7 protein-coding genes (1 of these 7 running past the window's edge) are annotated in these 20,217 nt (G+C 52.1%); 1 reads left to right on the forward strand and 6 read right to left on the reverse strand.

What is annotated here, in order from left to right; all coding sequences use genetic code 11:
- Window positions 1-13: 13 nt before the first annotated feature.
- From ACKKE8_RS25390 to ACKKE8_RS25410, 5 genes are all read right to left on the reverse strand, one after another.
- A complete protein-coding gene (locus ACKKE8_RS25390; protein ID WP_409175462.1) occupies window positions 14-9,751 on the reverse strand; it encodes an SDR family NAD(P)-dependent oxidoreductase in 9,738 nt (3,245 codons plus the stop codon).
- Between the two features lie 49 nt (window positions 9,752-9,800).
- Window positions 9,801-14,360, reverse strand: coding sequence for an SDR family NAD(P)-dependent oxidoreductase (locus tag ACKKE8_RS25395; RefSeq protein WP_409175463.1), 4,560 nt, complete (start codon window positions 14,358-14,360; stop codon window positions 9,801-9,803).
- A 17-nt stretch (window positions 14,361-14,377) separates the two neighbouring features.
- The gene (fabD, locus tag ACKKE8_RS25400; RefSeq protein WP_409175464.1) at window positions 14,378-17,671 is read right to left on the reverse strand and encodes an ACP S-malonyltransferase; all 3,294 of its coding nucleotides are present in this window, start codon (window positions 17,669-17,671) and stop codon (window positions 14,378-14,380) included.
- Between the two features lie 13 nt (window positions 17,672-17,684).
- Window positions 17,685-18,377: an MBL fold metallo-hydrolase gene (locus ACKKE8_RS25405; RefSeq protein WP_409175465.1), complete on the reverse strand. Its 693-nt coding sequence runs from the start codon at window positions 18,375-18,377 to the stop codon at window positions 17,685-17,687.
- A 98-nt stretch (window positions 18,378-18,475) separates the two neighbouring features.
- Window positions 18,476-19,255: a 4'-phosphopantetheinyl transferase family protein gene (locus ACKKE8_RS25410; RefSeq protein WP_409175466.1), complete on the reverse strand. Its 780-nt coding sequence runs from the start codon at window positions 19,253-19,255 to the stop codon at window positions 18,476-18,478.
- A 233-nt stretch (window positions 19,256-19,488) separates the two neighbouring features.
- Between ACKKE8_RS25410 and loaP the strand changes: the two genes are divergently transcribed.
- A complete protein-coding gene (gene loaP, locus ACKKE8_RS25415) occupies window positions 19,489-20,019 on the forward strand; it encodes an antiterminator LoaP (protein ID WP_409175467.1) in 531 nt (176 codons plus the stop codon).
- A gap of 94 nt (window positions 20,020-20,113) precedes the next feature.
- Here the strand turns inward: loaP and ACKKE8_RS25420 are convergent, their stop codons facing one another.
- Window positions 20,114-20,217: the 3' portion of a DoxX family protein gene (locus ACKKE8_RS25420; protein ID WP_409175468.1), read on the reverse strand. 61 nt of this gene lie beyond the right edge of the window; the window shows 104 of its 165 coding nt (coding positions 62-165); its start codon lies beyond the right edge, outside the window; the stop codon is at window positions 20,114-20,116.

Raw genomic sequence — 20,217 nt, forward strand, 5'->3', positions numbered from 1 at the left:
TGAATCCGGTTGTTTATCCGATCTGCTCCGCAAGGAGGGCCTCCAACTGTCCAAGCGTTGCCTGTTGAAGGAGCGTATCGCTTGTCATAGCAAGCTTATAGTGATCAGAGATCCACCGGGAAAATTCAGCCAGCTTAACAGGGTCGAATCCATACTCATAGAATGGGATGTCCGCTTCGATTTCTTCCGCTTGCACATTCAATATGCTCGCTGCCGCCCGTAGCAGGGAATTTCCAAGCCGGTTCGCAGACTCTCCCTCTCTAAGCAAGTCCGAAGCTTCAGCCTTCGGTACCGCGGGCAAACGAAGATGATTGACGATATGCTCGAAAGACAGGCTGTCCTCTTCCGGATAAGCTTCCAGCTCATCGGCGATCGGCTGGCCAAACGTTTCGCTACCTGCCGCCGTTTTCATCAGGGCAAGCTGATCGAAAGGTCCGGCAAGCAGCAATTCCAGCGCGTCCATCGCCTCGTCCGGTTCAATGGAGACAATGCCTGCTTGCGCCATTCTCCGGCGGTAATGCTCTGACGACACAGCGCCCGTGCTGCCCCAATAGCCCCAGTTCATGATCTTCACGGCACATGGCCACTCCGTCGCCAGACGCTGCGCGTACGCATCCTTGAACGTGCAGCCTGCTGCATAATTGCTCTGCCCCTCCTGCTTCAGAAACGCGTTCATTGATGAGAAGAACAGGACAAAGTCCAGCTTTTCATGGCCGAATATTTGCGCCATTCGTACGCTCACGTCTGTCTTCGGGCGCAATCCCGCAGCGAACCGCTCCTCTTCCATGTTCGCCAGGCTTTGATCCAGCAGTACGATGGCCGAGTGGACCAGTCCGTGGATGCGTCCGTATCGGTTTATTATTTCCTCATACGCCCGCTCCAGCGCATTCCCATCAGTCGCATCCGCTTGGATATAGCGTGGAGCCGGTCCAAGCTCCGCCAGCCGATCAATCTTGGCCTGTATGCCGGTGTCCTTCCCCCGTCGCCCGATCCAAACGATGTTGGCCTGATAACGCCGAATCATATATTCGCTCCACACTTCTCCGATGCCGCCCGTACCGCCGATGACTACATAGACGCCACCCTTCTTGTATACGGTACCTGCAGTCTTGGTCATGCGCACCGGCATCAGTCTCTGCCGGTACCATTCCCCGGACCGGTACGCCCATCCATCGCCCCGCGCATCTGGCGGGAGTGCGAACAGTTCCTCGAGCGGCCAGCCGTTATCCGTCTCCATGTCCGCAAGACAAACGGACCAGTTCGGATATTCCTTGGCCATTGAGCCAATTAGCCCGTGGAGGCTTGCATGAGCAGGCTTAATCGCTTCGCCGCGGTAAACCTGGACGGTTCGAACCGTGATGATGCTCCACCGTAACGGCTTCATGCCATATCCAAGAGCCAACAAGGCTTTTAAGGTCCGAAACAGGAACAGTACCCCTTCACGCTGCGCCTCCAACACGGCCTCCGATTGCGCTGTTTCTATCGAATCATCCGGAGCAATCCAGATCAAATGCCCGATTGGACCGGACAGCTCCAGCTTCCGTGCCAATTCCTCCGTGCTCTCTCCCGCATGTAGCTGCACATCCGATGCATCCTCCATATGCCGCCTGATCTCCGCGACCTTTGCGGCCGTACCGCCAATAATAACTGTGCGGCCATACGGCTTCCGATCAGCCGCGTTTCGTACTGTCGGTGGTGCAGGGTCCCACACCGGCACGAGCAATCCGTTATGTGCAAGCGGAGATCTAGATTCCTCAGCAGAAATAACCTTTGCCTTCTCATCAGGCTCAAGAGCGGACTCGGAAGTATGTCGTTCTAAAGAGCGGAACGCCCTTGATTCATCCGTAGACGATACCGACGGCAGCCAGTAACGCTCCTGTACGAACGGATAGGTGGGCAGACTGACCTTCTCCGGCTTATCGCCTTCTTCATAGAGACTGCTCCAGTCGATATCCAGCCCTTTTACCCATAGATCCAGGAACTTCGCGTATTTACCTTTGGCTATCCATGCCCCGACCGCTTTCATCATATCTTCGTCCGCCGCAATGAGCGCAACGGTTTCCCGGTTCTGTTTTACCGATCCTCTGTACAAATCCGGAATTCCTAGCTGCCCATCCACATATTGGATAAGCTTTGCCCGCAGCTCCTCGATCGTTCTTACGACGAAGGCCATACGCTCTTCCATCGCCTCCCGGCCTACCTGGAGTGTGTAAGACATGTTAATCAGGAAAGAATCGTCATATTCAAGGTTTTTATTAACCGCCTGCAGCAGAAGCCGAGCCCGTTCTTTTAATTGGTCTTCACTTCTGGCGGAGAGCACGATCATGCATTCTCGCTGAGCTTTTGACGCATGCACGGCACGCTTACGATCCGGAATATACTCGGCAACGATGAGATGAGCGTTCGCACCACCGGCTCCGAATGAGGAAAGGCCGGCCATTCTCGGCTGCTCCTCGATTTTCCCGTCAATCGCCATCACCGGACGCTCCCACTCCCCTAGCTCCTGCTGAACCTGAAACGGCGTAGTAGCAAAATCGATAAATGAGTTGGGCGTGTCGGCATGCAGCGACGGTACCAGCTTCTGGTGCTTGAGCTGCAGCAGCACCTTGGTCAGGCCTGCTATGCCTGCGGCACTTTCGCAGTGACCGATATTCGATTTGACGGAACCGATCGCACAATATTGCTTGTCCTCGGTATAAGTTTCAAACGCTTTAGAAAGCCCGGCAATTTCAATCGGATCCCCAAGAGATGTGCCCGTACCATGGGCCTCTACATAGCTGATTGACCTTGCGTCTATACCCGACTCCTTCAACGCGCGCGCAATTGCGGAAGCCTGCGCATTCGGATTCGGAACATAATAACCGTTCGTTCTCCCGCCGTGATTAATGGATGTCCCCTTAATGACGCCATAAATCTGGTCACCGTCGGCGACGGCCTTCTCAAGCGGCTTCAACAGCACGGCTCCAACGCCTTCCCCGGGGACATAGCCGTCTCCGCCGTCTCCGAAGCTTTCGCACCGGCCTTTGGTGGACAGGAAATTGCCTTGGCCAAGCAACAGATATTTGTTCGGATGCAGCGAGACGTTTACGCCGCCGGCAATGGCTGCATCGCACTCTCCCCTTTGCAGGCTGTGGCATGCGAAATGGATGGCCGTCAGCGAGGACGAGCACATCGTATCAACAGCAACGCTTGGACCGTTAAAATTACAAACATACGATACCCGATTTGCAATCGACGCCGGACTTCCGTTCAGCGCGACCGGATTACCGTTCATCGTCTCCCGAACTCCGTAAAGCTGGTACTCCTCGTACATGACGCCTGCGAATACCCCTACACTGGAACTGGAACCGTCCCCTTTTCTTCCTGCAAGACTGTCCCGAGTGTAGCCAGCATCCTCGATTGTTTCATAGACACACTGCAAAAAAAGCCGCTCCTGAGGATCCATAAGCTCGGCTTCACGCGGCGAAATATTAAAAAACAACGGGTCAAACTGATCGACGCCCTCCAGAAACCCGCCCCACTTGCCATTTGTTTTGCCGGTCGTTCCTTTGGCAGGGTGGAAATAAGGGGTATGATCCCACCGTTCCTTTGGAATTTCTGTCACGCAATCGACGCCCCCTTGCAGCAGTTCCCAAAACTCATCCATATTTCGCGCACCCGGATATCTGCCGGCAACACCGATTATCGCGATATCAAGGGGGGCGCTTCCGGGAAGGCTGCGCTGCTTAGGGGCGGCATCCTCGCTTTTCTTCTCTGTTAAAAGTACCGTTTGCCGTGCAGCAGAATGTTCTGGCATACGCGCATCTTCCTGCAGCACCTTTGGCTGAGGACGATCGCCGAATAATTGCGCACAACGTGATTCGTGCCGCTGTATGAAAAACTTCGCCAAGTCACGCAGATTTTGATATTCAAAAAACAGCGTTTTCGGCAAGGAGCCGAACAGACGCTCGAGCTGCCCAGTCAATTGCATGACGATAATGGAATCCAGCCCGAACGTCATCATGTGCGCATCCGCTTCCACTCGATGCAGAGGCAGCCGGATGACGGAGGAAACGATCTCCCTCACTTTTAGGAGGACACGTTCTTCCACTTCGGTCGAAAGGGTGTCCATTGCCGATTCGTACTGCTGCACGTCATCCGACGATACTTGGATTTCCCCTGTCAGGGCTTGCTCCAATCGATCAGCGCTTCCGGCCGCGACGATCACGTTCGGCGAACCGATTGACATCGCCTGATCGAAGGCCCGGATTCCGGCTTTGGTGGACATCGGAATCAATCCGATCGCCTTGGCGAGCTCACGCTCCGCATGTTCGCCTGCCCGCATGCCGCCTTCTTGCCATAACGGCCAGTTAATGGAACAAGTAAGGCCTTTTCTTTGGCCCTCCGCGGTCAGTCTGCTGCGGAAGGCGGCATACGCGTCCATAAACGCGTTCGCCGTGCTATAGTCCGCCTGTCCGGGATTGCCGAGCCAAGCAACCACAGATGAAAACATGACGAATACATCCAAAGGAATATGCTTCGTTGCTTGATCCAGGTGGACGAGCCCCGAAACCTTAGGAGCCAATACCGCATTCCATTCTTCCTTGCTTTTGCGAAGTAAATAATTATCCGCATGCACGCCAGCGCTGTGTAGGACCCCGTTCAATCCGCCGTATTCCGTCTCGATAGCTTGAACCAGCCGCTTTACCTCTTCCATCCGTGTCATATCGGCTTGCTTGTATACAATGTCGACGTTTCCCGAAACTGAATTTTTGATCTCGTACAGCTTATATGGATCGCACTGTGCTCGGCCGGTCAGAATGATCGTCGCTCCGCGTACGGCTCGGGCGATTTCCTTCGCAAAAATGATACCCAAGCCACCTGCTCCGCCCGTAATGAGATAAACGCCATCGTCCTTCCATAACCGGGAGTTCGTTCCCTCTCCAGGAGCCCGCCTCTTGAGTGTCATCACCATACGGCGGGAACCTTGATAGCCGATATGCGTATCCTCGGGATGATCGAGATTATCGCGAAGCTTTTGCACGATTGCGAGCTCTGTATCGTCTTGCGATATTTCGATCAGTTGCCCTGCCATATGCGGGTTTTCCAGACGCATCGTTTTTAGCAACCCGCGCAGTCCCGCTAGCAGCTCGTGTCCGCTACCGGGGGTATAAACGATCTGTATGACGCCTCTCTCTGTTACTTGGCGCAGTAAGCGCTGGGTCTCTTCTAAGATCCGCTGCGCGAAGCGGCTGAATCTCTGCTCCATGGCGGCCTCTTCAGCCGCCAGCACCAAACAACGGACGCCGGGAAACGCGCTTTCCACCGATGCTTGCAGCATGGGAGCGGGCTCGCACAGTATCACGGTATGCTCGGTTACCTGCGAATTCGCAATTCCAGGCTGTGGAGCTTTGTCACTCCATTCTGGAACCATAAAGAGGACATCCTCTTGCCTAGTACCCGCCTCCATCGATCTGGCGCAGTACCCCTTCATTCGCACGCAAACATTACCCTGCTCGTCCAGCAGATCGATGTCAAGGCTTGGAAGCTGATTATGCCGACCGCTGCCGCTGCTGAAGCGGGCGAAAGCCCACATAACAGGCAGGCATTCATTCAGCAGCTCCATCTCCTGCAGCGCAAAAGGAAGCGGCGGAGAAGTACCTGGTTGGCAGCCGGCTTCCGTATCGAGTCCGAGCAGCAGACATGAAGCTACCTGCAGCGCGCCGTCCAGCAAGCTCGGGTGCATCGCAAAACTCTGCACAGACGCAGCTAAGGATTCGGGAAGCACCAGCTTCGCAAGCGCCTTGCCCTGTCCGGTGAACAGAATGTCCATGACCTGATGAGCAGGACCATAATTGACACCGATCCTATCAAATGTCTCGTAGCATTCCATCCGGCTGATCGAACGTGCATCACATTCCTTCAGCAGCCGGTCGATCGGAATGCGAGGCTGCTCACCCAGCTCCTCCAGGCATACGGATCCCTCACTACATAAGACGGTTTCGGCTTCTGCCGGACCGTATACCCGAAAAGCAATATCACCGTCGGTCGACGGTGTCAGCGTAATTTCGGCCGAAACGGCTGCAGCCCCTGCCGTGATGGGCTTAGCCCATATCACATTTTTGAGCCGGATCTTCTTCCCGCTGTATTCCCCATCGCTTACGACCGACTGAATGGCCGCCCTTGCCATCTCTAAATATGCAGCTCCCGGCAGCACCCGCTGCCCGTGCACCACATGGTCTTCCAAGAAAAACTCTTTGCCGGTAAAGATCGACTTAAACCGTTGTTCGGCAAACGTAGAGACATTCCGATGCAGCAACGGATGGAAAGCCTCCGAGGATTGCAAAGCTTCCTGTGCTCCTGCACGCGGACTGTTCTCGCCCTCGTTTACCCAATACCGCTCATCGGCAAAGGGGTAGGTTGGAAGAGACACTCTGTTATAACTGCACCCCTCGAACAATTGTTCATAGTTCAAGGAATAGCCTTGGCTGTATAAGTCTGCCACCGCAGTCAGACTCTCGATAAACTTGGCATCTTGGTCTGTCGCTGCGCAAATGGCTATACATTCATTGCCATACTGTTTCAGAACCGGCTTCTCCCGTTGCTCTTTCGTAAAGGCATCAGATTCATAGATACCCGGACCCTCTCCATTCATCAGCCAAGTTTCAAGCCGGAGAAGAAGCTCCTCCGTATCCTTGGCCAAGAAGGCGAGCCGGTCGGCAAAATGTCTCCGTCCGAGAAGAAGCGTTAAGCTCATATCCCCGATGAATATACTGCCGTTCTCCCCCCTGCAAAACGCAGCGAGTCGTTCCGCTTGCCTGCGCAGCTGCTCACCTGTCCGGGCGGATAGTACAATCAAGTAGAGAGGGCGCCGTCGCTTATCGCGTCCGATATGCGGCGGCGCCTCCTCAATGACCGCATGGGCGTTCGTGCCGCTGAAGCCAAACGAGCTGACAGCAGCGCGGCGCGGCGTGCCGGGCTCCGTCTCCCAAGCCCGAATGGACTTGTTGATGAAAAACGGACTGCCTTCCAGGCGGATATTCGAATTGATGCGCTCTGCGTGCAGTGACGGCGGTAGCTGCTTATGCTTCAAAGCAAGCAATATTTTCATAACGCCGGCTACTCCGGCAGCGCCGACCGAATGGCCGATATTCGTTTTGATCGAACCAAGAGCGCAATAATGCTCCTTATCCGTATAATGCCGGAACGCACGCGTTAAGGCCTGAAACTCGATCGGATCGCCCAGTCTTGTTCCCGTTCCATGCGCCTCCATCATTTGGATCCCCTGCGGATCGAGCTGGAAGCGGTCATACACTTGGCGCTCCAGTCGTTCCTGGGATTTGGCGCTTGGCGCTGTAATGCCGTTGGTCGTCCCATCCTGATTAATTCCGGAGCCCCGGATGACACCATAAATATGGTCGCCGTCTGCCAATGCGTCCTTCAGCCGCTTCAGCATCACGACACCAACCCCTTCGCCGGGTACAAAGCCGTCCGCCCGTTCATCGAACGTATAGCAGCGGCCGCTCGGCGAGAGCATGCCGGCTCGAATGGCGTTTTCATAAAATCGAGTCGTCGCTTGCACGAAAACACCGCCTGCCAATGCCATTTCAACCTCATTGGACATAAGCGCTTGGCAAGCCAAATGAATAGCCGTCAGCGAGCTGGAGCAGGCCGTGTCAATCGTAACCGCAGGTCCCTGCAGATTAAGAAAGTACGAGATACGGGATGGGATTACGGATAGGGCGTTCCCCCAAAACGATTGAGCAGGCGGATGATTGCCGAATAATTCATTGTAATCGCTTCCGCAGCATCCGACATAGACCCCGCATTGCCGGCTTGAAGCTGCCGATCCCGCGTAGCCCGCATCCTCAAGCGCCTTCCACGCTTCTTCGAGAAACAGCCTTTGCTGGGGATCCATATACGATGCTTCGAGTCCCGAAATATTGAAGAACATCGGATCAAACCGGTCGATCTGGTCCAAAAAGCTGCCGTCGCGGCAGGCATCCGAGTCGCTCCAGGCTAGGTGGGAAGAAAGATCCCAGCGGGTGATCGGGCCCACCAAATCATGGCCGCTTGCGATATGCTGCCACAACTCGTCCGTCGTTTCCGAGCCGGCAAACCGTCCGCTCATCCCGATAATCGCAATGCCCTCCACCGTCATCGGGTCACGCGCAATCTCCTTTTCTTGCTCCGGAGTATCGATTACAACGCTGCCGGCTGCAGCACTAGCTGCTTCTGCTTCTGCTTTTGGTTCAAGCACATTATTATGTATAAAAACGTCCATATAAGCCGCCTGGATATGTGCAGTCAGTTCGTTCACGGAGGAGTAGTCGAACAGACTCGTAGTTTCCAGCTCCACCTTTAGCGCCTCATTCAGTATACGCACCAGATGAATGCCAAGGATGGAGTCAACGCCATAATCAGCAAACGATTCATCGTCTTGGATAATATCGGCACTCACCTTCAACGATTCGGCCAGTTTCTCCCGAATAACCACTCGAATCTTTTCCGATATCGCGTGTCGGTCGATGTCCTGAACGTTCGCCGCTTCTACCTTGGCAGGCGGCGCTGGGTAACCATGCTGCGTTTCGATCCGATCCAAGCGTTCCGAAGACGAAGCCCGGGATCTCGCAGTCTCTGCAACACTGGCAGAGGCCGGACGTTTTTCAAGCTGTCGAACGATGCCGTCGCTCTCTGCAATGACAATTTGCTGCCCCCATTCATGTCTGCCTTCAGCAGGGAAAAATACGTGCCGAAAGCCCTCCTCCTCCAGCACTCGCTTCCATGTCTCGGGGTACAAGCCGGGACAGCCGGGTATTCGGAGCTCTGCATCCTCATACTTCCACCAGCCATCCAGAAATCCGAAGGTAAGATGGGAGAACAGGAAGTTGTCATTTAATTCATTGAGAAGGAGCAGCCCATTCTTTTTAAGCGCGGCTTTGGCATTGCGCAGGGTTTGCCTGATCTGCTTTGTAGCATGAAGAACATTCGTCGCAATCACCAGGTCATAGGCTCCCGGCTCTATGCGCTGCTCCGCTAGGGGTTTCTCCAGATCGAATATTTGACAGGTCAAATACGGATTGTCAGACCGGTATTCTTTCTCGGCGTGCATAAAAAAAGCGCGGGACAGATCCGTGTAGCAGTACTCCTCAATATTCGCCTGGTGCGGTTTCAGCTTGCGAAAGACCATCGCGCTCGTTCCGCCCGTGCCGGCGCCGATCTCTAAAATCCGGATGCGTACCGATGCGTCCTGACGCTTTCGTTCTTGTACATAATCGACCACGAGGTCTGCGATCACTTCATTGAAGTAATCCGCGGCCAGATTGTTCTTGTAAATCCCCTCCGTCAGCGCCATGGAGGCTTGAGGGAATATAACGTCGGTTGCAGGAATTTTGCCCGTAATGATCTCCGGCAGCGCCTTAAGCGAGGCTTCGACCAAGACGGCCTGCGATTTAAGATTCGGGTCGGCGAGCCACTCCATTTTTTGTCGGTCCCATTCTGCCCAGATGGTCTCGATATGGACAAGCGATGGATCGTAAACATTGATATTGCTGCCGCTAACCTCGAGATAACCGTGCCGCGCAAGTGCGGCGACACTTTCTTCCAGCCATCTATCGTATATCCCGCGCAAGCCGGCAGCTGCTTTTAGCGCATCCAGTGTCGTATTTCGTTCCCTAAACATGCCAATCGATTGCAGTTGAGCCCAGAGCAACCGGCAAAGAAGCGGATCGTTCCACTTCATTTGCAGACTTCCAACCTTAAATCCCGACATTAGCAGGCCATCCTTTCTTTTATTATGCATCGCCTTCGGATATTGGGTATCAGCCCTTGTCAGCGCCGATTCCTATTGCCTCGCGCACACATGAACTGATCTGACGTAGCGATGCTTGAGCAGACAGCTCAGCCGGCTGCATATCGATATGATATTGCTGGTTTACGGACACAAGCATTTCGTTAAGAACAACCGCATCGATCCCGTATTCCTCCAGCCGAGTATCCACACAAATTTCACCGAAATCCACTTGAAGCCATTGAGCGGCTAAACCGGATAAATACGTCAGCACAGGATCGGCTGTCTCATCGGCCGATACCGAAGAAGCTGGGACAGGATACTCCTGCTCCGATACACTGCGCCTCTTTCGCTCCGTTATCAGCCGTTGGATATTGGACGAGAGCTGTTCCGGATAGTTTGCAATCCATTCATCATGCTTCATATCAATTAGCGGATAAGGCTTTGTTGTTTTGATTAGCATCATTTGGTCAAACGGCCCGGCAAGGAGCGTTTCCAGTGCGTCCATCGCTTCTTCCGGCTCGATGGAGCCAACCCCTGCTTGTGCCATGCGCTTTCGGTAATGTTCCGAGGAAACGATTCCTGTGCCTCCCCAGTAGCCCCAGTTTATGACCTTCACTTTGCATGGCCATTCCAGCGCCAGACGCTGTGCGAATGCATCTTTGAAGGTGCACCCTGCCGCGTAATTGCTCTGACCTCCGGGTTTTGCAAAAGAGTTCATGGAAGAGAAGAACAGGACGAAATCCAATTGTTCCCTTCCGAATACCTGTACGATCCTTACGCTCACGTCCACCTTTGCCGTCAATCCCGCTGCGAACCGTTCCTCCGACATATTCGCCAAACTTTGATCCAAAAGCACAATTGCCGAGTGTATGACACCATGGATCCGTCCGTAGCTGGATTTTATACTCTCGTACGCCAGTTCCAGCGCCTTCCCGTCCTTTGCGTCTGCTTGGATGTAGCACGGAGACGGCCCCAGTTTTGACAGCCGATCGATCTTCTCCTGAATACCGGCGTCAATCTCCCGTCGGCCAATCCAGACGATGTTCGCCTGATACCGGCGAATCATATATTCGCTCCATGCTTCTCCGATTCCGCCGGTTCCGCCGATTACCGCATAGACCCCTCCTTTCCGGTATGCTGTACCTTCAGGTTTGGGGATCCGCGCCGGGATCATTTTCTGCCGGTACCACTTCTTGGACCGGTATGCCCATACGTCGCCCCGCTCATCAGGCGGCAATGCGATCAACTCTTCGATCGGCCAAGCATCTTCCCGCTCCAAATCGGCAAAGCTAACCGACCAGTTCGGATATTCCTTGGCCATTGAGCCGATAAGCCCATGCAGGCTTGCATAGGCCGGCCGAATTGTTTCCTTCCGGAATACCTGCACCGTTTGGAATGTGATGACACTCCACTTTAACGGCTTTGCGCCATATCCAAGCATAAGCAGAACTTTGATGATCCGAAACAGGAAAAGCACGCCTTCATGCTGCGCCGCAAGCATCACATCCGATTCCGCTGACTCTATCGAATCGGCAGGCGCAATCCAAACAAAATGACCGATCTCGCCGCACTGCTCCAGCTTTCGTGCCAATACTTCCAGGTCATCCTCCGCCTGCAGCTGTACATCCTGCGCATTCGGAATAACCCGCCATATCTTGTCACGGCTCGCTGCCAAACCCCCGGTTATTACGGTTCGTATGTTCGGAGCATCCGTTTTACGTGCAGCCGGTGTGATCGGGTCCCATAGCGGCACCATTAATCCCGCATATGCCTTTGACGCCTCCGGTTTTGCAGGGTCTGGGACGCTGCCGGCGAACCCGCCCTCCAGCGGCCTTAGGACGAAGCCCTTGATGCTCACACAGACGCTGCCGTCCACATCGCATACATCAATACGGAGACGTTTAGTCATTTTGCTGTCTTCCGCTTCTTCCTCGCTTACAATCGCCCAAGCAGCAGAAGCGCACGGACGTATAATTTCGAGCTCCCGCAGTGTAAAAGGCAGCAAGGGCTTGCCGCTTTCACCAACGGCCGTTTGTCCGGCATTTGAATAACCGTAAACCGCCGTCTGCAGAGCTGCGTCCATCAAGCTCGGATGAAGAACAAAGTGATTTCGCGTATCGGAAATGGGTTCCGGCAGCAACAGCTTAGCGGCAATAAAGCCGTCCATTTGATACAATTGCTCAATTCCTTGATGAGCCGGACCATAATGAAGACCCATCCCCCCCATATGTTCATAACAGACGAGCGATGGGACAGGGGTTCGCCCGGAGTTTAAGAAATCTTGAATTTGCAGTTTTCTGGAAGCCGGATCAGCCGAACGAAACGAGACATGACCTTCGCAATGAAGAACACGATCTTGCTCTGATTCACCGGATACGCTGTACACTTGAAAGCTGCAGCTATCGTCATTTTGAACCGAAAGCGACACATGAACCTCAACGGAGCTATCCGTCACAATAACAGGCTTCGACCAGACCACCCGATTCAGCACGATACGCTTACGTTCGCCTAACCATTTCCTGCCGGCCTGTTCAGCCGCCTCACGGACCATTTCCAAGTAAACGACACCCGGCAATACACGCTTCCCGGCGACGACATGATGAGCGAGAAAAAATTCCTCTCCTGTGAAAACCGAACTGTAGCGAACTCCGGCAAAGTCCGATGTGTTCCGATGCAGTACAGGATGAAGCTCACCTACACCTCCGTTGCCTGACGTCGGCACAATGGCGGATTCCGGAGCATTGCCCGTAATCCAGTATCGTTCTTTGGTAAAAGCATAGGTAGGCAATCGAAGTCTGTTCAGGTCCATTCCTTCAAAGAGCGCCAATGCATCGAAGTCATAGCCCTTTACGTACAGCTCTGCCAAAGCCGATATTTTCTCCCGATACTTTTGCGTATCATTCACACATTCTCGGAGCTCCCGGATCAGTAGACCTGCCAGCTCTTGAAAAAGCGCAGTTTTGGTCTTTTCTATTTTTGAAGCTTCCTGCTTCAAAAATTGCTGTGCTTCTTTCCGGTCGGATAACAGCTCCTTTAAACGACCTTTAAGCTCCTCCACACTTTGAGCCGCGATAGCGGTACGAATGCCAAAATGCTGCTTACGTAGTAGCAAGGCGGCACTCAGGTCCGCAGCTTCGCACTCGCTTCCTTCGCTGTCCAACCATGCAACTAACGTCTCTAGCGATAGAAGAAGCGATTTTTCAGACTTTGCGGAAAAACAAAATAGATGGCACGGCAATTCATGCTGCGCCATCTTGCGAGACGGCCTCTGCGGCGCTTCCTCGATCAGCACATGCCCATTCGTCCCGCCGAAGCCGAACGAGCTTACGCCGGCTCTTCTCGGAAGCGGCTGTTGATTATGATCCAGAAGCGGCTCCCATTCCCGCGTCCGGTCCACCATATAGAAAGGAGTCCCGGTTAATTCAACCCGATGGTTCAACGTTTTGAAATTTTGTAATCCGGGGAGTGTTCGGTGCTTCATGGAAAGCAGCACTTTAATCACGCCCGCGATGCCTGCTGCGGATTCGGCATGCCCGATACTTGTTTTGGCTGAACCGATGCCGCAATAACGATGACTAAGCGGCTTATCCATCTCTGCTTCGAGTTTTTGAAACGCAAGCGTAAGGCCCTGAAACTCAATCGGATCGCCTTTAGGCGTTCCTGTGCCGTGTGCCTCCATATAATTCACCTGATCCGGTGTTAGACCCGCTTTGCGGAACGCCTCCTCGATGACTTCAGCCTGCGCCTGTGCATTCGGATAAGTTAAGGTGTGTGTCTTGCCGACATGATTCACAGCGCTTCCTTTAATGACGCCATAGATTAAATCGCCGTCTTTTTCCGCCAGTGCCAAGGGCTTAAGCAAAATAAGACCGGCGCCTTCACTACGGACATAGCCATCCGCGTTATCATCAAACGTTTTACAGGAGCCTGTAGGTGACAGCATGCCTGTTCTGGAAAATGAAATATGGCGGGTCGGAGTCAGGATCAGACTGACACCACCCGCCAAAGCCATGCTGCACTCACCTGCCTGCAGCGATTGGACCGCCAAATGAATCGCTTGCAGCGAACTTGAGCAAGAGGTGTCCACTGAAAGGCTCGGCCCTCTCAGATTCATAAAATGGGATATTCGATTCGCGATAACAGCAGCTGCGGTTCCCGTCGAATAATGAGCTTCAATAAGGCTGGAGGGCCTCTCCTGAAGTTCCTTGTAATCCAAGTTGAACACACCGATATAGACCCCTGTCTTGCTGCCCGATAACGCTGACGGGACGACCCCAGCATCTTCAAGACACGACCAGGAAAGCTCAAGCATCATCCGCTGCTGCGGGTCCATCACCTCCGCCTCTCTGGCCGATATGCCGAAGAACGCAGCATCAAAAGCGTCTACATCGTCAATAAAGCCGCCCCATTTGCTGTTAGTCTTCGTATATTCAACTTTCGGATCTCCCCAATAGTCTCTCCAGTCCCACCGCTCCTTGGGAATTTCCCGGATGGATGAACGGCCCTCGATCAGATTGGACCAGTATTCATGATAATTCCGCGCCCCAGGTAGTCTGCAGGACATACCGATGATTGCTATATCAACCATAACGTTCTCCTTCTCAGTCAATTGCCAACCAATTCGGAAATTCGGCGGTTCAACAGGGCTGCCGTTTCATTCAGCAGCATCTCTCCAATCTGATCGATATGACGGTTTCTCCAATGCTCCAGCTCCGTGCCCAGCACCCACTGGTTGAATGCTCCGAGCGCAGGACCACAATGAATTTGGTAATCTACCTTATATTCCTTGCTGCCCGTCATCGCCAACCGCGTCGAATAAGAGAAATACCACTTAAATATAAGGGCCATTTTATGCTTCGGATTACGCTCCGCCTTCTCGATTTCGGCAGGAGCTTTGTGTGCTATGACTTCCTGATAGATTTCTTCAAAGGAGCGATGGAAATACTTATCCTGAAGACGCTCCCTTGTCGCCTCGTCTAATTCTTCCAAGGCGTTGAAATGCCGGTACAGATCATACAGTTTATTCGCTCTTGCGGGGAAAAACAGGCCCTTCTTTAAAACCTGTATCTTGGCGCCAATTTCAAACATATCGCCCGCCGGCGCATAATCGGTATCCTGCACATTCGCCTGCTGCAAAAGGTCTTTAGCGGCATCACTAGTCGCAGCCTCCACCGTGCATTGGTTAATGGAACCGGTCACAAGGAAATCCGCACCTAGCAATATCGCGGCAGCCGCAGCCTCAGGAGTTCCGATCCCTCCGGCAGCACCTACGGAAATTTCGCTCGTATAACCATGTTCGCGTACCATATCGTCACGCAGCCTAATCAATGTCGGCATGAGCACATACGCGCTGCCTTGATCGGTATGTCCGCCCGAATCCGCTTCGACGCACAGATCGTCGGCAACCGGCACCATTTGTAGCAAGCGGCCTTCTTCCTGCGTGATTTTACCTTCTTGAACAAGCCTCTCGATGATCCGCTCCGGTGCCGGCCTTAGGAAGTTGGATGCGACCTCAGGTCTGGAAACCTTGGCGATAATTTTGTTTCGAATCTCCACCGTTCCGTCCGCTCTTCTTGTCAGCCCCTTCGCCCGATATTTAATTAGCGCGGGAGTCATCGTAATGAAGGAAGAAGCCTCTATTACGGTTATACCGTACTTCAAGTAAAGATCGGCAACCGCTTCCTCGAGAGCCTGGTTATCCGGATGGTGAAGAAAATTCATTCCATAGGGCTCGCCGCCGCGTAATTGGCGCTGAATGTCCCGAATCGCTTCCTCGATTTGCGTAATCCTTAGTCCTCCGGAGCCAAAGAAACAGAGCATGCCGGCCTTTCCGGCTTTCACAACCATTTCAGCCGAGGCAATCCCCTTGTACATCGCGCCCAAAACATAGGCATATTTCAGACCATACCTTTCCTTGAACGCCGGGCTGCCAAGCGAAGCTGCAGTGATCGTCTTCCGGGCGCTGGGCATGGAGACCGATTCCCTGTCAACGAACGACAGGTCGTTCATTTGTTCGTTTGTGCTCGGCTCCTCCGGCGTTTCTTCCTCTACGAATAACGGAGAGCTCGACTGCCGGATCTTCTCCGTCAGCTTTGTAAGCACGTCCTTCGGCCCAACCTCCTCGAACAGCTCTACCTCTTTTCCCATTAAATAGCGAATGGTGTCCGTCCAATTGACGGAGCTTGTGATTTGCTCAGTCAAGTTGCGTTTAATTTCGTTGAACGGATAGGGACGGGCAGACACGTTTGCGATGACAGGGATAACAGGCTCGCTGAAGATAAAGTTATTCAGAAATTGCTCGAATTCTTTCTTTGCTTCATTCATATACCGGGAATGGAACGCGCCGCTGACATTAAGCGGAATGTACATCCCTGCCCCGGCCTGTTCAAAAATGCGCTGCGCCTCCATTATATGGTCTTTACGCCCCGACAAGACGGTTTGCACGGGCGAATTATAATTGGCAACGTCTATTTCCAAGTGTCCATTCCGGCGAATAATGTCTTCAACCTCTTGCGCTTGCATGCCGATTACTGCCGCCATTCCTCCCCCTGTAGCCAGGGCCATCAGCTCGCCCCGCTTCTTAACGAGACGCAGTCCGGTTTCGAAATCGAAAACCTCTGCCGCAAACAGGGCGTTGTACTCGCCCAAGCTATGACCGGCTACAAAGTCGGGACGTCTGCCTGTTTCCTTTCTTTTCTTCATATACATCAGAGCATTGACGGTGTATAAAAGCGGTTGGGTAAAAGCGGTGTTGCCCAGCTGATGCTTCGGATCGTTCAGGCATAGCTCCTTTACCGAATAACCAAGAATGGCATCCGCCTTTGCAGTCATATCCGGAAATTCATCAAAAAGTCCCTCCCCCATGCCAACATGCTGCGAGCCTTGTCCTGGAAAAAGATATGCGATCATGCTTTCGTCTTTCCCTCCCGTAATCGAGTCATTTGGTCGTGCGATCGTTCGCTTGAGCTCATTCATTTTCTCAAAGTCAAAACCGTAAACCGTCAGAAGCCCGGCGCTTTCAGAGCTTGAATCGTCCTTAAAGAGACGTCTCGTGAAATTTGCGAGCACCCCTGAAGGGCTCAAATCCAAATAAACGGCCGGCTGTTCCCGCTCCATAGCAGTTACTGCTTCCCGAAACCTCATCGGCTGCCTGACCACATCCCAGAAGTAATCGTGCCTCAAAGCTTCAACCAATTCTCCAGACATGCCGGATAAAAAAGGAACGGCCGGTTTCTGAAGCGATAAAGTACGAAGATGACTGATAAACGCGTTTTCGGCAGGATCAATTTCCCTAGAATGGAACGCGTAGGAGACAGGAAGTCGAACGGAAGCAATACCTTTATCCCTCAATTGCGTATGAATGCCGTCCAAGCCCACATTACCGCCTGCTATCACGAAATGCTCATCGTAGTTAACTCCTGCCAGCTCGGTGTTGTTATATAAGAGTGGGTTCTCCCGAAAGGTGCGCGGATCATCCAATACGGCCAGCATCCCCCCGCCTTCACAACTCATCTCAAAGGTTTGAGCCTGTTTGATGACAGCAATGAGGGCCTGCTCCGGGTCTATAATATTGGAGACAGCGGCCGCGACAAATTCCCCGAGACTGCTGCCCAATACATAATCAGGAAAGATCCCGTGATGAAGCATCTCTTGTGCCAAGGCGTACTGCACCATAAAAAGAGCCGGATGAGTAAAAAGCGTTCTATCGAAGGATTGTGCTTTCGAATGTCGAGGGTCATAGAGCAGCTGCATGATGGATCGGCCAACTAACGGTTCGGCAATTTGATCCAGCCGGGTCATCCATTTTTCGAATACATCTCCCTCAGCCAGGAGCGTCTCACCCATGTGATAATATTGGGAGCCTTGACCCGAGAACATAAACACGACTTTTTTCTCCATTGTCCCCTCCGTTTTACTTTCGTCTCTCTCTCGCATCCGAGCCATAGCCTTGAGCATGACGCATTCGGAACGAAATGAATTGCGCGCGATTCACAAGGTGAAAATAGATGTTGTTCTCCAATAAATACCAAAGCGGATATCCAGGCTCTTTCCCGTATGAATGTCCAGGATAGACTCTGGCGTAGATCGGCACGGTGTCTCGTATTTTTTGCAAGCTGTCGAACATATCATCCGGATTTCCGCCGGTTGTATCGCATCTGCCGCACCCTTCGATAAATAGCGTATCTCCTGTTATCAAACAACCGGATAATAGATAACAGGCGCTTCCGGCCGTATGACCCGGCGTAAGCATGCAAGTAATCGTGGTGTTGCCCAGCGAAATGGTATCCAGATCGTTAAACGTATGTAAATTGGGCGCAGAAAACGCGTAATACCGCGCTTCCTTCGCTGATATGTACAAATTGGGCGCATACCGTACACTTAGCAATTCCACAAGATTGACGTGATCAAAATGGGAGTGAGTTAACAAAATGGCATGCAACTTCACGCCCAGCCCCTCGATCACCGTCAAAATTCGATCGAGTTCCCAAGAAGGATCTACAAGAGCAGCCAGCTTTGTCGCTTTATCGACGATTAAATAATTGTAATTGGACAATTCATTGAGATAGCTAGTAGAAATGGTATGGATCTGATAGGATTCGCTCATTGCAGCTAACTCTCCCTTCAGGAGCAAAACCCAAAACAAAAAAGCCCCATTAAGTGGAGCTTATCCTTCGAAACATCATTTTTCTATAAACACGGCTTTTATTTTATAATTGCACTTCGTTTACGGCAGCCGCAATCGAATGCCAGAAAATGATTTTGCATTTGCAAGGGATCTAAATGCCACTCGCTTTTGCGAGGGGCTACGATTGACCAGACGTAGCCGCAAGTCAGGTATGTTTTGGCGCTGTACTGCGGAAAATGCGTGAACGTACTCACATAAAACCCGTCGTAAGCCTGAATCGTTTCGATCTCTAGCAATTCGAATGGGATGGTAAGTCCCGTACGAAGCACCTTTGACAGCGCCTCTTTGCTAGACCACAACAACGTTAACAAGAATGCTTTGCTGCTAATAACAGTTGCGCCGCTCTCCATCTCCGCCACTGTCATTTGACTGGCCATTGTTTCGTTTCTTGACGGATTGATGGCTTCCACATCGATTCCCATTGGGCTCCCTTCTGGGAAAACAATAGCAGCTCCCATGCATTGGCAATGAGAAATGCTGACGGCTAATTTTTCCGGGCTGCCGGTATGAAGAACTGGCTGTCCGAAGACTCCACGGCTAATGGTTATCTTTGTTAAATCAGATCGGCTCATCATTGTCGAAGCCGCTCGTTTGGCAGCTGTTCTGCCTAACAAATAATTTCTTTTTCCGACATCAAATGTCAATTTTTGACAATATTCCATTTCGTCGAGGCCGAATATAAGCGGATCTATCCCAGGTTCCTTATCCTCGCCGATATGAACGAAGCTTAGCCCGGCGTTCATGGTTAGATCGGGCCTATTCAACACGATGCATTTCTCGAACGAACGCCACTGCAAAGATGACCACCACCCAAAAATGGACATGACGAGACATTTCGCGGCTATATAGCAGCAAAAAATGCATCCAATATTCAGAATCCAAAGCGAACTAACGTGCCGCAACAACGATTAGTTCGTGCCGTTTGGGACTATGTACAAAGATAGTTTAGTGAATTATAATCTTATTGTACCACAAAAGTCGAATTATGTAAATTTTACTAGAATTATGTCACCCTATGAGGAGGGAATTGATGAATTGGTATGCCCTTTATGTAGAGACCGGATACGAAGAACGAGTGGCCAAATTTCTTTCGGATAAATTCTCTTCTCGCCAATTAAGGGCCGTTGTACCGAAAAGAAGGCTTCCTGAACGAAAACAGGGTCTTATTACCCACCCTTTAAAAATTATGTTTCCGGGTTATCTACTCATCCAAACGAATTTGGACACGAAGACATACTACGACCTTAAAGAAACCCCTAGAACTTTCAGACTACTAAATAACAATAAGCAGACAAGACAACGATCGGATGGTTTACTGCAAGTGTCCGAAATCGAAGAAGCAGAAATCAGTCCGATTTTAAAAATGCTAGACACAGACGGGGTACTCGGATATTCAACCTTAATGATTATCGACTCCAAAATTACCGTCAAGAAAGGTCCCCTTGCCGGAAAAGAAGGAATAATAAAGAAAGTGAATCGGCGAAAGAAAAGAGCCAAAATTGTAATTGACTTTCTAGGAGACGAGAGAATGATTGACGTTGGAATTGAAATATTGGAATAAATATCCATATAGCCCAGAAAGACTGCCGAGTCAATTACCTGGCAGCCTCGTGGTGTGTTTTATTTAACTATCGTTCCCCGTTTGTTGCGATCGGTTAGCCGATGAAGGACTCGGGTCCGAAGCGGCCCCACGCTATGAATGCTGCCTGCGCGAGATAGATCAGGTTCCCCACCACTGGTTTGGCGTCACCGTGGCGGA

This window comes from Brevibacillus fortis (genome assembly GCF_046196545.1).
Taxonomy (GTDB): domain Bacteria; phylum Bacillota; class Bacilli; order Brevibacillales; family Brevibacillaceae; genus Brevibacillus; species Brevibacillus fortis_A.